Annotated in this window: 10 protein-coding genes; 7 read left to right on the top strand and 3 right to left on the bottom strand. The window is 65.4% G+C overall.

What is annotated here, in order from left to right:
• Positions 1-12: 12 nt before the first annotated feature.
• The 7 genes from ACXAHG_RS01655 to ACXAHG_RS01625 all read left to right on the top strand — a co-directional run bounded on the left by ACXAHG_RS01655 (position 13) and on the right by ACXAHG_RS01625 (position 8,956).
• A complete protein-coding gene (locus tag ACXAHG_RS01655; RefSeq protein WP_475055571.1) occupies positions 13-645 on the top strand; it encodes a phage distal tail protein, Rcc01695 family in 633 nt (210 codons plus the stop codon).
• Positions 642-1,529, top strand: coding sequence for a DUF2163 domain-containing protein (locus tag ACXAHG_RS01650; RefSeq protein WP_475055569.1), 888 nt, complete (start codon positions 642-644; stop codon positions 1,527-1,529). The genes ACXAHG_RS01655 and ACXAHG_RS01650 overlap by 4 nt, the downstream gene beginning before the upstream one ends.
• Positions 1,526-2,098, top strand: a complete 573-nt coding sequence (locus ACXAHG_RS01645) for a C40 family peptidase (protein ID WP_475055568.1) — start codon at positions 1,526-1,528, stop codon at positions 2,096-2,098. Before ACXAHG_RS01650 ends, ACXAHG_RS01645 begins: the two co-directional genes overlap by 4 nt.
• A 16-nt stretch (positions 2,099-2,114) precedes the next feature.
• A complete protein-coding gene (locus tag ACXAHG_RS01640) occupies positions 2,115-6,029 on the top strand; it encodes a baseplate multidomain protein megatron (RefSeq protein ID WP_475055566.1) in 3,915 nt (1,304 codons plus the stop codon).
• On the top strand, positions 6,026-6,391 hold the full coding sequence (locus tag ACXAHG_RS01635; protein ID WP_475055565.1) for a DUF7742 family protein: 366 nt from the start codon (positions 6,026-6,028) through the stop codon (positions 6,389-6,391). The genes ACXAHG_RS01640 and ACXAHG_RS01635 overlap by 4 nt, the downstream gene beginning before the upstream one ends.
• 381 nt (positions 6,392-6,772) lie before the next feature.
• A complete protein-coding gene (gene cysE / locus ACXAHG_RS01630) occupies positions 6,773-7,594 on the top strand; it encodes a serine O-acetyltransferase (protein WP_475055564.1) in 822 nt (273 codons plus the stop codon).
• Positions 7,595-7,891: 297 nt separating this feature from the next.
• On the top strand, positions 7,892-8,956 hold the full coding sequence (locus tag ACXAHG_RS01625; RefSeq protein WP_475055563.1) for a PLP-dependent cysteine synthase family protein: 1,065 nt from the start codon (positions 7,892-7,894) through the stop codon (positions 8,954-8,956).
• A gap of 223 nt (positions 8,957-9,179) precedes the next feature.
• Here ACXAHG_RS01625 and ACXAHG_RS01620 read toward each other — a convergent pair whose 3' ends face one another.
• The 3 genes from ACXAHG_RS01620 to pdhA are packed head-to-tail and all read right to left on the bottom strand — an operon-like array spanning position 9,180 to position 12,896.
• The gene (locus ACXAHG_RS01620; RefSeq protein ID WP_475055561.1) at positions 9,180-10,505 is read right to left on the bottom strand and encodes a pyruvate dehydrogenase complex dihydrolipoamide acetyltransferase; all 1,326 of its coding nucleotides are present in this window, start codon (positions 10,503-10,505) and stop codon (positions 9,180-9,182) included.
• An 11-nt stretch (positions 10,506-10,516) separates the two neighbouring features.
• Positions 10,517-11,890, bottom strand: coding sequence for a pyruvate dehydrogenase complex E1 component subunit beta (locus tag ACXAHG_RS01615; RefSeq protein WP_475055560.1), 1,374 nt, complete (start codon positions 11,888-11,890; stop codon positions 10,517-10,519).
• 16 nt (positions 11,891-11,906) lie between these two features.
• Positions 11,907-12,896, bottom strand: a complete 990-nt coding sequence (gene pdhA / locus ACXAHG_RS01610) for a pyruvate dehydrogenase (acetyl-transferring) E1 component subunit alpha (protein WP_475043024.1) — start codon at positions 12,894-12,896, stop codon at positions 11,907-11,909.
• Between the last annotated feature and the right edge of the window lie 206 nt (positions 12,897-13,102).

The following is a 13,102-nucleotide window of genomic DNA, read 5'->3' as shown; positions in this document are numbered from 1 at the left end:
GAGGGTAACACTATGAATTTCCACGAAGTCCGCTTTCCCGCTTCGCTCAGCTTCGGCTCCGTCGGCGGCCCTGAGCGGCGCACCGATGTGGTGACGCTGGCCAACGGGTTTGAGGAGCGCAACACCCCCTGGGCGCACTCCCGCCGCCGCTATGACGCAGGCCTTGGCCTGCGCGCGCTGGAAGATATCGAAACCCTCATTGCCTTCTTCGAGGCCCGCCAGGGGCAGCTCTATGGCTTCCGCTGGAAGGATTGGAGCGACTATAAATCTGCCCGGCCCAGCGCGGAAGTGGCCTTTGACGATCAGGTGATTGCCATGGGCGACGGCAGCACGGTGGCGTTTCAGCTGGCCAAGACCTACCGCTCCGGGGCCTTCACATATCAGCGCCCGATTGCCAAGCCGGTGGCGGGAACGGTGCGGGTGGGGATTGAGCAGGACGAGCTGCGCGAGAGCGTGGACTATGAACTGGATACCGCCACCGGCCTCATCACCCTGGCGCACCCGCCGGAGCATGGCCTGAGCATCAATGCAGGGTTTGAGTTTGATGTGCCGGTGCGCTTTGACACCGCCAGCATCCAGACCAGCGTGGCGTCCTTTCAAGCGGGTGAAGCGCCTGCCGTGCCTGTGGTGGAGGTGCGGGTATGACCAGTCTTTCCAATGCATTGCGCGGCCATCTTCAATCCGGCATCACCACGCTCTGCCGCGCCTGGGCACTGACCCGGCAGGACGGCACGGTGCTGGGGTTCACCGATCATGACTGCGTGCTGTCCTTTGATGGCATCACCTTCCAGCCCGGCAGCGGCCTGACCGCACGCGCGGTGCAACAGGCCACCGGCCTGTCGGTCGACAACACTGAGGCGCTGGGAGTGCTGAGCGATGCCGCAGTGCGCGAGGAAGACATCGAGGCAGGCCGGTTCGACGGCGCTGAGGTGCGCTGCTGGCTGGTCAATTGGCAGGATGTCTCCATGCGCTGGCTGCAGTTCCGCGGCACGATTGGCGAGATCCGCCGCGCCGGCGGCGCTTTTGAGGCAGAGCTTCGCGGGCTGACCGAGCAGCTGAACCAGCCGCAGGGGCGGATCTATCAGAAGCCCTGCACCGCGGTTCTGGGCGACCGGGCGTGCGGGTTTGAATTGAACACGCCCGGCTATGCCGTTGAAACTGCGGTGGACACCGTAGAGCGCAGCGAGGATTTCCGCTGGGACGCGTTACCGGGGTTTGAGCCAGGCTGGTTTGCGGATGGCCGGCTGACGGTTCTCAGCGGTGCGGCAGCGGGGCTGTGGGCCGCGGTGAAGTCCGACCAGTCCAATGCTGCGGGGCGCAGGATCACCCTGTGGGAGCCGGTCCGTGCGGTTGTGTCTCCGGGTGATACGGTGCGGCTGGTAGCGGGCTGCGACAAGCGCATGGAGGCCTGCCGGCTGAAGTTCAATAACCTGATGAATTTCCAAGGGTTCCCGGATATTCCGGGCGAGGATTGGATCATGGCGGTGCCGCGCCAGTCCGGCATGAACACCGGGGGAAGCCGGCGATGAGCCGGGTGGTAGAGGCCGCGCGCGGCTGGATAGGCACGCCCTATGTGCATCAGGCGTCCTGCAAGGGTGCGGGCTGCGATTGCCTGGGGCTGATCCGGGGGGTGTGGCGGGAGCTGTACGGCGCGGAGCCGGAGGTGCCGCCCGCCTATACAATGGACTGGTCGGAGCCGCAGGGTGCCGAGGCGCTGTGGCAGGCCGCAGCACGGCATCTGGCGGCAAAGCCGCTGGATGATGCAGCAGCGGGTGATGTGATCCTGTTCCGGATGCGGGAGGGATCGGTGGCCAAGCATCTGGGGGTGCAAAGCATAGCCATAGAACGAAACGCGAGGGCAGCGCCGGTCCCGCGCGGGGAGGGCGTAAAGCGCCCGCCCGTTTTGCCGGAGGCAAACCTCCGGTTTGACGGGGGGGCGGGACGGGCGCTGCCCGGGCCGTTGGCCCGGACGGGTTCTCTAACAAATGCTCCCGCCTTCATCCACGCCTATGCCGGCCACGGGGTTGTCGAAAGCCCGCTGAGCCCGCCCTGGCAGCGCCGCATCGTGGCGCGGTTTCACTTCCCCGGCATGTCCTGACAAAGGAGCTGATCTGATGGCAACCATTCTTCTTTCTGCCGCCGGTGCGGCGGTCGGCGGCGCAATTGGCGGCACCGTGGCGGGGCTGTCCTCGGCGGTGATCGGCCGCGCGGTGGGCGCCACCCTGGGCCGCATGATAGACGAGCGCCTGCTGGGCTCTGGCGCTGATCCGGTGGAGACCGGCAAGGTCGACCGCTTCCGGCTGACCCAGGCCAGTGAGGGCGCGCCGGTGGCGCAGGTCTATGGCCGGATGCGGCTGGGCGGGCAGGTGATCTGGTCCTCGCGCTTTCTGGAGACCTCGCAGACCAGCGGCGGCGGCGGCAAGGGCCGTCCCAGCCAGCCGCAGGTCACCAGCTACAGCTATTCGGTGTCGCTGGCCATTGCGCTGTGCGAAGGTGAGATCGCCAGCGTCTCGCGGGTCTGGGCCGATGGCGAGGAAGTGGCGCCGAAGGATCTGAACATGACCGTTTACCGCGGCACGGCGGATCAGCTGCCGGACCCGGTGATGGAGGCGATCGAGGGCCCGGGGCAGGTGCCGGCCTACCGCGGCACCGCCTATGTAGTGATGGAGAACCTGGAGCTAGGGCGCTTTGGCAACCGGGTGCCGCAGTTTTCATTCGATGTCTTGCGGCCGGAACAGCCTGCCAGCAGCACCTATGCGCAGGACCTGGGGCAAATCGTGCAGGGGGTGGCGCTGATGCCCGGCACCGGGGAATATACGCTGGCCGCGGATGTGGTGCAGTATTCCGGCGGGCCAGGAGATGCGAAACCGGCGAATGAGCATACGCCTTCGGGACTTTCCGATCTCGAGACCTCGCTGAATGCCCTGCAGGAGGAGCTGCCGTCCTGCAGCGCGGCCTCGCTGATTGTGTCGTGGTTCGGGGATGACCTGCGCTGCGGCAGTTGCACGCTGAAGCCCAAGGTGGAGCATAAGGACGCTGAGGGGAACATGGTCTGGTCCGTCAGCGGCGTGACCCGCGATGCAGCCGAAGAGGTGCTGATGCAAGATGGCGTGCCGCTTTACGGCGGCACGCCTGCGGATGCGTCGGTGGTGCAGTCGATCCGGGAAATGCAGGAGCGCGGCCTTCGGGTGATGTTCTACCCCTTCATCCTGATGGATCAGGCAGAGGGCAACGCGCTGGCCGATCCCTGGACCGGCGGCGCCAGCCAGCCGCATCTGCCCTGGCGCGGGCGGATTACCCTGTCGGCGGCGCCGGGCCGGCCTGGATCGCCGGATGGCACCGCGGCGGCGGATGCGGAGGTGGCAGCGTTCTTCGGCACGGTCACCGCGGCGGATTTCACGGTGGGCGACGGCACCGTCGCTTACAGCGGGCCGGAGGAATGGAGCCTCAGCCGGTTCATCCTGCATAATGCGGCGCTTTGCGCGGCGGCGGGCGGGGTGGAGGCCTTTTGCATCAGCTCCGAGATGCGGGCGCTGACGCAGATCCGCGGGGCCGGTGGCTTCCCGGCTGTGCAGGCATTGAAAGGGCTGGCGGCGGAAGTGCGCAGCCTGCTGGGGCCGGAGACCAAAATCGGCTATGCCGCCGACTGGTCGGAATACTGGGGCTATCAATCGCCGGAGGGCGACCGGTATTTCCATCTGGACCCGCTGTGGGCGGATGAAAACATCGACTTTGTCGGCATCGACAATTACATGCCTTTGTCCGATTGGCGCGAGGGTGATGATCATCTGGACGCGCAGGCGGGCGTGCCGTCGATCTATGACCTCGAATACCTTAGCGGCAATATGGAGGGCGGCGAGGGGTTTGATTGGTATTACCATTCCCCCGAGGCGCGCGAGGCGCAGATCCGCACCCCGATCACCGATGGCGCGCATGATGAGCCCTGGATCTGGCGCTACAAGGATATCCGCAGCTGGTGGATGCAGGAGCATCACGAGCGCATCGGTGGGGTGCGGCAGGCTGCGCCGACCGACTGGGTGCCGCAATCAAAGCCCGTGTGGTTCACCGAACTGGGCTGCGCCGCCATCGACAAGGGCACCAACCAGCCCAACAAGTTCCTGGACCCGAAAAGCTCGGAGTCAAAACTGCCGCGTTATTCCAACGGTTTGCGAGACGATCTGATGCAGATCCAGTACCTGCGCGCCTTTCTGGGCTATTGGGGTGAGGCGGCCAATAATCCCGTGTCAGAGGAATACGGCGGGCCAATGCTGGATATGTCCAACGCCTATGTCTGGGCCTGGGACGCGCGGCCGTTTCCGGCCTTTCCGGCGCGGGTGGAGATCTGGAACGACGGCGAGAACTACCTGCGCGGGCACTGGCTGAACGGGCGTGCCGGGCAGCGCACGCTGGCCTCTGTGGTGGAGGAAGTCTGCCACCGTGCGGGGCTGTATGACATTGATGCCACGGGTCTTTATGGCGTGGTGCATGGGTTTGTGAACCCGGATGTGGCGGACGCCCGCGCGGTGCTGCAGCCGCTGATGCTGCGGCACGGGTTTGACGCGGTGGAGCGCGACGGGGTGCTGCGGTTCCGGATGCGCAAGGGCACCGGCGCGGAGATGCTGAGCCTCGAGCATCTGGCCCACAATGACGAGATGGACGGCAGCCTGGAGCTGGCCCGCGCCAGCGAGGCGGAACTGGCGGGCCGGGTGCGGCTGCGGTTCACCGAATGGAGCGGCGACCATGCTGCGGGCTCGGTCGAGGCGGTGCTGCCCAATGAAGCAACGCATAGTGTCAGCCAGAACGAGCTGCCGCTGGCCATGACCCGGGCGGAGGCGCGCCAGACCGTCGCCCGCTGGCTGGCGGAAGCGCGGGTTTCGCGCGACACCGCGCGGTTCGCGCTTCCACCCTCACTGCTGCATCTGGGGGCAGGCGACGTGGTCTCAGTCCCGGTGGAGGGCAAGGATCAGCTCTACCGCATCGACCGGGTGGAGCAGGCGGAGGCGCAGATGGTGGAGGCGGTCAGGATCGAGCCGGGCACCTATGATCTGGCCGCGGTGGCAGAGGAACTGCCGGGGGTCAACGCCTTTGCCGCACCCGGGCCGGTGCTGCCCTTGTTCATGGATCTGCCCCTGATGCGCGGCGATGAGGTGCCGCACGCGCCGCATCTGGCGCTGACCGCCGCCGCCTGGCCCGGCAGCGTGGCAGTTTACGGATCAGAAGCGGATGAAAATTACGCGCTGGAACAGGTGATTGCAGCGCGGCAGGTGGTGGGCGTCACGGAAACGCCGCTGCTGGCCGCAGGCGCGGGACGCTGGGATCTGAGTGCGGATTTGCAGGTCAGGCTGATCACCGGCAGCTTGGAAAGCCGCACGGCGGAGGCGGTTCTGAACGGTGCCAATGCCGCCGCCATCGGAGATGGCTCGGCGGGCAACTGGGAGCTGTTCCAGTTCCGCGAGGCGGAGCTGATTGCGCCGCAGACCTACCTTCTGCGCGGGCGTTTGCGGGGGCAGCAAGGCACGGATGCGGTGATGCCGGATGTCTGGCCTGCAGGGGCCTATGTGGTGCTGCTGGATGGCACGCCGGTGCAGATGGAACTGGCGCCGGAGCAGCGCCGCAGGGTGCGGCATTACCGGATCGGCCCGGCGCGCCGCGCGCTGGAGGATCCGTCCTATGTGCACCTGCAGGAAGCTTTTGAGGGCAATGGCCTGAGGCCTTATGCGCCGGTGCACCTGCGGCTGAATGGTGCGCTGGGACAGGATATCAGCACCACATGGATACGCCGGACCAGGATCGAAGGCGACAGCTGGGAGCTGGACGAGGTGCCGCTGGGCGAGGAGATCGAGAGCTACCGCATCCGGGTGATGCGCGGCGCAACGGTGCTGCGGGAGGAAACCTCTGCCACGCCATCCTGGGCCTATCCGGCAGCGGCGCAGGTCGGCGATGGGGTGCAGGCAGGCGACGTGCTGGAAGTGGCGCAACGCTCGGCCCGGTTTGGCGCCGGGCCTGCGGCGAAGGCTGTGCTGGGATGATCCGCCCGGTGCTGCCCGGCGATGTTTCCGCAGCGTCGCGGGCCTTGCTGATGGTGCCGGAGGGCGCGCGCCTTGCCTTGTGCCGCCGCATTTTCGGTGCCGCCGCGGAGGCGGCGGCGCATGGCCGTCTCTTTGGCCGTTTGCATCCGCGCTGGGGCGACGGGAGTTTGAGCGCCGCTGCCCGGCGGTATGCGCTGGCGGAGGAACCGTTTCTGGATGATCCGGAATATCTGCAGTGCACCCGGCTGGTGCTGCGGGAACTGGCGTTCGTTCTGGAAACAGACGGGGCGGCGTCCGCCCGCCAGTCTGGCGGGGTCAAGGAGGGCCGCAGGCCCCCGCGCCTGGGCGCGGCTTGTCCTTGAGGCTGTCAGGCTGGCCTTACACTTGGGAAGGCGTCTTGAGGAAGCAGGATGCGCCCTCAAGCGCTTCTCAGCAAAACACCCTTTCCACCATATGCTGCGCATTTCCCGGCCGGCTGCTTGCACGTTCCAGTGGCTGCCAAGCGGCAGCGCCGCGCGCCGACGGCGCGCGGCGCGGGTCGTTTCGGGCACAGCCCGAAGCGAAAAACCTCACCTCCGGCCGGACCAAGACGCCGGAAATGCAGTTGAGCGCCCCCAGGCCAGCTGTTGCTTGAGCCGCGCCTGACCGGACTCATTCAATTCAAAAATATGCCTCATCACGGGTTTGCGTTTGCTGCAAACCACCTTAGATGGGTAGTCTGAGCGGAGAAAGGACGTTGACCCATGGCAAAAACACAGCAAGCCGTTACGCCAGTGGATCCCGTATGGGACCGCATCACCCGCGAAGCTGAGGAGGCCGTTGCCACCCAGCCGCTGATGGGCGGGCTGATTCACGCCTGTATCCTGCACCACAAGTCGCTGCAGAAGGCGCTGTCCTACCGGATTTCCGCGAAGCTTTCGTCCAACGAAATGTCGATGGTGATCCTGCGCGAGATTGTTGACGACGCCTATGCCGGCTGCCCGGAACTGGTGGAAGCCGCGCGTGCCGACCTGATGGCGATAAACGAGCGCGACCCGGCCAGCCACCGGCTGCTGCAGCCGATCCTGTACTTCAAGGGGTTTCAGGCGGTGCAGGCCTACCGGGTCAGCCACTACCTGTGGGACCTGGGGCAGAAGGATCTGGCCTATTTCTTCCAGATGCGCACCTCGGAGATTTTCGGGATCGACATCCACCCGGGCGCCTGCCTGGGCAAAGGGATCATGATCGACCATGCCCATTCCATCGTGATCGGTGAAACCGCGGTGGTCGGCGACAATGTGTCGATGCTGCATTCGGTGACGCTGGGCGGTACCGGCAAGGAAGAGCAGGACCGCCATCCGAAGATCGGCGACGGGGTGCTGATCGGCGCGGGCGCCAAGGTTCTGGGCAACATCAAGGTCGGCCATTGCAGCCGCATTGCGGCCGGGTCCGTGGTGCTGTCAGAGGTTCCGCCCTGCACCACAGTCGCGGGCGTGCCTGCGAGGATCGTTGGCGAAGCGGGCTGTGATCAGCCTTCGATCAACATGGACCAAGTGGTGCCGGCCGGATCTCCCTCAGCGGAGTGAGGCAGCGGGCTGCCGGCCTGGGATACCGAGTATTAATGCAAAGAAAGAGGGGCGGGTGGCGCCCCTTTTTTGTTGGACCCTAGAGTGAATAGTGTTTTGAAATAGGCGGTTGCGGGCGCCTGTTGATCTTGTGCGCGCCGGTGGCGCGGCCTGCGGTTCCGCAGATCGCCAGTTCCGGCGGAGACTGGTCTTAATCGCCGCTGGCGGGCGCTGGCTGGCTTGAACCCGGCTGGGCTGGGGCGCATATTCCTGACCAACAGCTTCTATTTCTGCAGTTTCGATTTTGGGGGACAGATCATGATTTACACAACCGAAGGCCGCGGACGGCTGTTTGGCTCGATCCTGGAAACGGTGGGCAATACGCCTGCGATCCGGCTGAACACCATCGCGCCAAGCCATGTCACGATGTATGTGAAGTTTGAGGCGTTCAACCCAGCGGGATCGGTGAAGGACCGGCTGGCGCTGAACATCATCGAAGCGGCGGAGCGCGAGGGGCGCTTGAGCCCGGGCCAGACCGTGGTGGAGGCCACCAGCGGCAACACCGGAATCGGGCTTGCCATGGTCTGCGCCGCCAAGGGCTATCCGCTGGTCATTACCATGCATGACGGGTTCTCGGTCGAGCGGCGGCGGCTGATGCGGATGCTGGGCGCCAAGGTGGTGCTGACCCGCAAGGAGGACAAGGCGGTTGGCATGGTGGTGAAGGCCAAGGAGCTGGCGGAGGCCAACGGCTGGTTCCTGGCGCATCAGTTCGAGACCAAGGACAACGCCGATATTCATGAGGCCACCACCGCGCGGGAGATCCTGGGAGATTTCGAGGGTGAACGGCTGGATCACGTGGTGCTGGGCTATGGCACCGGCGGCACGGTGTCAGGCCTGGGCCGGGTGCTGAAGGGCGCGCGGCCGGATCTGAAGATTACTCTCAGCGAGCCGTCGAATGCGGCGCTGGTTCAGTCCGGCGAGGCGCAGGCGCGCAACGGTGAGGGTGAGCCTGCGGCGACCCATCCGGCCTTCAATCCGCACCCGATCCAGGGATGGACCCCGGATTTCATCCCGCTGGTACTGCAGGAGGCGCTGGACGAGGGGCATTTCGATGCGCTGGAACCGGTGAGCGGCGAGGACAGCATCAAGTGGTCCCGGCGGCTGGCGGCGGAGGAAGGCATCCTTGCCGGAATTTCCAGCGGCGGCAGCCTGGCTGCGGCAATGAAGGTGGCTGAGAGCGCACCGGAAGGTTCTGTGCTGCTGGCGGTGCTGCCGGATACCGGCGAGCGCTATCTGTCGACGCCGCTGTTCGAGGATATTCCGGCGGAGATGGATGCGGCGGAGCAGGCGCTGTCGGCCTCGACGCCCGGGTATCAGTACTGAGCGGCGGACCGCCGCTGGCCGGGTGCTGGCGGCGTCTGTGGCGCAGATGAGTATTTTGGGAAAGATGAAGGAAACGGTGGCGCTGCCTTATTGAACGGCGCCGGATATCGCCGCTGCCTGGGTCGCGGCGGCCTTTGGCCTGATCCCGCGCCGGGTGCGGAACGTAAAGGAAAAGCCCCGGGTGTCGCCGGGGCTTTTTTCATTTCTCCAATGCTTTAGCCTCTTAGGCCAGCATCACCATCGGGTTTTCCAGGTTGTCGACGATCGCCTTCAAGAGGTCCGCGCCGAGGGCGCCGTCGATGACGCGGTGGTCGACCGACATGGTGACGCTCATCACCGTGGCGACCTTCAATTCGCCGTCCGAACCCACGACCGGCTTCTTGACGCCGGATCCGACCGCCAGGATGCCCGCATGCGGCGGGTTCACGATGGCGTCGAAATTGTCGATGCCGAACATGCCGAGGTTGGAGATGGCAAAGCTGCCGCCCTGGTATTCATGCGGCGCCAGCTTGCGCTCGCGGGCGCGGGCGGCGAGGTCCTTCATCTCTGCCGACAGCGCGGAGAGCGATTTGGTGTCGCTGTCCTGCAGCACAGGGGTGAACAGACCGCCCTCGATGGCGACGGCAACCGCCACGTCGGAGGCTTTCATCTTCAAGACCCGGTCGCCGGCCCAGACCGCGTTGGCGTCCGGCACCGCTTGAAGTGCCAGCGCCACAGCCTTGATGATGAAGTCGTTGACCGAGAGCTTCACACCGCGGGGTTCCAACTGCTTGTTCAGCTCACCACGGAATTTCAGCAGCGCATCCAGCTGGATGTCGCGGCGCAGGTAGAAATGCGGGATGGTCTGCTTGGCCTCGGTCAGACGCGCGGCGATGGTCTTGCGCATGCCGTCCAGCTTGACCTCCTCGAACGCGCGGCCCTCGTACATTCGGGCAACCATGTCGGCGGAGGGGCCGGCCGGGGCTGCGGAAGCGGCAGGCGCGGCGGCCGGGGCGGAAGCTGCCGGGGCAGCGGTGGCTGCTGCCTGCGGCTTGGCGTCGATCACGTCGGCCTTGACGATGCGGCCCTTGGGGCCGGAGCCCTTAATGGCGCTCAGGTCCAGGCCCTTGTCGGCGGCGATGCGGCGGGCCAGCGGCGAGGCGAAGATGCGGTTGCCGTCAGCGCCTTGCGGCGCGGCAGGGGCGGCTTTGGCCTCTTCCTTGGGCGCGGCTGCGGGGGCTTCGGCTTTGGCCGCGGGGGCCTCTTCCTTGGCCGGGGCGCCGCCGCCGTCAACGCCGCCGGAGGACTGGATGTCGTCGGCGCTTTCGCCGTCTTCCAGCAGCACCGCGATGGGGGTGTTGACCTTCACGCCCTCGGAGCCTTCGGCGATCAGGATCTTGCCGACCACGCCTTCGTCCACGGCTTCGAATTCCATGGTGGCCTTGTCGGTTTCGATCTCGGCCAGCAGGTCACCGGAGGAGACGGTGTCGCCCTCCTTGACCAGCCATTTGGCAAGGGTGCCTTCCTCCATGGTGGGAGAAAGCGCGGGCATCAGGATTTCAGTGGGCATCTTGAGGCTCCTTACCGGTAGGTGACTTGCTTCACAGCGGCGACCACCTCATCCGTAGTGATCAGCGCGTGGCGTTCCAGGTTGGCGGCATAGGGCATCGGCACGTCCTTGCCGGTGCAGGTCACAACCGGGGCGTCGAGATAATCGAACGCCTGCTGCATCACCTCGGAGGCAATGTAGCTGCCGACGGAGCCCTGCGGCCAGCCTTCCTCGACCGTCACCAGGCGGTTGGTTTTCTGCACCGAAGCGATCACCGTGGGCAGGTCCATGGGCCTGAGCGTCCGCAGGTCGATGACCTCGGCTGAGATGCCGTCCTCAGCCAGCTTGTCAGCCGCTTCAAGCGCGTATTTCATGCCGATGCCGAAGGAGACGATGGTGGCGTCCGAGCCTTCGCGCCAGATCCGGGCCTTGCCGAAGGGCACGGTGAAATCGTCCATCTTGGGCACGTCGAAGCTTTGGCCGTAGAGGATTTCATTCTCCAGGAAGATCACCGGGTTGTTGTCGCGGATCGCGGTCTTCATCAGGCCCTTGGCGTCGGCGGCGGAGTAGGGCATCGCCACCTTGAGGCCCGGGATCTGCATGTACCAGGCGGCGTAGTCCTGGGAGTGCTGGGCGCCGACACGGGCGGCGGCGCCGTTGGGGCCGCGGAACACCATCGGGGCGCCCATCTGGCCGCCGGACATATAGAGCGTCTTGGCCGCCGAGTTGATGATGTGGTCAATCGCCTGCATGGCGAAGTTGAAGGTCATGAACTCAACAATCGGGCGCAGGCCGCCGAAGGCCGCGCCGGTGGCGATGCCGGCAAAGCCGTGCTCGGTGATCGGAGTGTCGATCACGCGCTTGGAGCCGAATTCATCCAGCAGGCCCTGGGAGACCTTGTAGGCGCCCTGGTACTCGGCGACTTCCTCGCCCATCAGGAACACGTCCTCGTCGCGGCGCATTTCCTCGGCCATGGCGTCGCGCAGGGCTTCGCGCACGGTGGTCTGCACCATTTCGGTGCCTTCCGGGTAATCCGGCTCCAGCACGCGGCTTTCGACCGGGGCTGGCGCGGAAGCAGCAGCAGCGGGGGCTGCGCGCGCCTCAGCTGCGGGTGCCGGGGCTTCTGCCGCGGGGGCAGGGGCGGCGGAGGCGTCGTAGGTTTCGCCGTCTTCGACCAGCACCGCGATGGGGGTGTTCACCTTGACGCCTTCGGTGCCTTCACCGATCAGGATCTTGCCGACGGTGCCTTCGTCGACGGCTTCGAACTCCATCGTCGCCTTGTCGGTTTCGATCTCAGCGAGGATATCGCCGGAGTTTACGGTATCGCCTTCCTTGACCAGCCATTTGGCCAGGGTGCCTTCCTCCATGGTCGGCGACAGGGCGGGCATCAGAATTTCAGTTGCCATGTCTTGTTCTTCCCTCTCAGGCGTAGATGTCGGTCCAGAGTTCGTCCAGGGCGGGCTCGGGGCTCTCCTTGGCGAAGTCTGCGGATTTGTTGACGATCTCCTTGATCTCCTTGTCGATCGCCTTGAGATCCTCTTCGGTGGCGTGCTTGCCGGTCAGCAGCATTTCGCGGACCTGCTCGATCGGGTCGCGCTCCTCGCGCATTTTCTGGACCTCTTCGCGGGTGCGGTACTTGGCCGGGTCCGACATCGAGTGGCCGCGGTAGCGGTAGGTCTTCACCTCCAGGATGTAGGGGCCGTCGCCGCTGCGGCAGTGGGCCACGGCGCGCTCGCCTGCTTCCTTCACCGACAGCACGTTCATGCCGTCCACCGCCTCGCCCGGGATGCCGAAGGCCTTGCCGCGTTCCCAGATCTCGGCGCTGGAGGTGGAGCGCTGCTGGGCGGTGCCCATGGCGTACTGGTTGTTCTCAATGACGAAAATCACCGGCAGTTTCCACAGGGCGGCCATGTTGAAGGTCTCGTAGACCTGGCCCTGGTTGGCGGCGCCATCGCCGAAATAGGTAAAGGTGACGCGGCCGTTGCCCTTGTATTTGTCGGCAAAGGCGAGGCCCGCACCCAGCGGCACCTGGGCGCCGACGATGCCGTGGCCGCCGTAGAAATGCTTCTCCTTGGAAAACATATGCATGGAGCCGCCCTTGCCCTTGGAGTAACCGCCCTCGCGCCCGGTCAGTTCGGCCATAACGCCGTCCGGGTCCATCCCGCAGGCCAGCATATGGCCGTGGTCGCGGTAGGAGGTGATCCGCTTGTCGCCTTCCTCGGCGGCGGCCTCCAGGCCCACAACAACCGCTTCCTGACCGATATAGAGGTGGCAGAAGCCTCCAATCAGGCCCATGCCGTAAAGCTGGCCCGACTTCTCCTCGAATCGGCGGATCAGCAGCATCTCGCGGTAGTGTTTGGTCAGTTCTTCGGCAGAAACGTTTGGTTTCTTTGCGCTTTTTCTAGCGGCCATGGTGGTCAGCTCCCCCTGAAGGCTAGATAGTTTAGTGTTAAACAAATTCATAACCGGTTTTGACCCGGCTGGATAGTGTTATTCTGCCGCGGGGTTTCCGCCGCGTAAAATTCCGCTCAGGCAGCGCAAAAATGCCACGCTTGGGGGCTGCGGCACGGGCGGTGGCGTTCAGGAAGTTGAAAAATTCCGGCCAGGAAAATTGCAAA

Source organism: Leisingera sp. ABD4_442 (assembly GCF_056160905.1).
Note: the sequence above shows the minus strand (reverse complement) of the source record. Positions and strands in the feature narration are given on the sequence as shown.

What these genes read in the sequence shown, in the direction of transcription:
- ACXAHG_RS01655 (WP_475055571.1), top strand. Translation starts at nt 13, where the DNA reads ATGAATTTCCACGAAGTCCGCTTTCCCGCTTCGCTCAGCTTCGGCTCC.
- ACXAHG_RS01640 (WP_475055566.1), top strand. Translation starts at nt 2,115, where the DNA reads ATGGCAACCATTCTTCTTTCTGCCGCCGGTGCGGCGGTCGGCGGCGCA.
- ACXAHG_RS01650 (WP_475055569.1), top strand. Translation starts at nt 642, where the DNA reads ATGACCAGTCTTTCCAATGCATTGCGCGGCCATCTTCAATCCGGCATC.
- pdhA (WP_475043024.1), bottom strand. Translation starts at nt 12,896, where the DNA reads ATGGCCGCTAGAAAAAGCGCAAAGAAACCAAACGTTTCTGCCGAAGAA.
- ACXAHG_RS01645 (WP_475055568.1), top strand. Translation starts at nt 1,526, where the DNA reads ATGAGCCGGGTGGTAGAGGCCGCGCGCGGCTGGATAGGCACGCCCTAT.
- ACXAHG_RS01625 (WP_475055563.1), top strand. Translation starts at nt 7,892, where the DNA reads ATGATTTACACAACCGAAGGCCGCGGACGGCTGTTTGGCTCGATCCTG.
- cysE (WP_475055564.1), top strand. Translation starts at nt 6,773, where the DNA reads ATGGCAAAAACACAGCAAGCCGTTACGCCAGTGGATCCCGTATGGGAC.
- ACXAHG_RS01615 (WP_475055560.1), bottom strand. Translation starts at nt 11,890, where the DNA reads ATGGCAACTGAAATTCTGATGCCCGCCCTGTCGCCGACCATGGAGGAA.
- ACXAHG_RS01620 (WP_475055561.1), bottom strand. Translation starts at nt 10,505, where the DNA reads ATGCCCACTGAAATCCTGATGCCCGCGCTTTCTCCCACCATGGAGGAA.
- ACXAHG_RS01635 (WP_475055565.1), top strand. Translation starts at nt 6,026, where the DNA reads ATGATCCGCCCGGTGCTGCCCGGCGATGTTTCCGCAGCGTCGCGGGCC.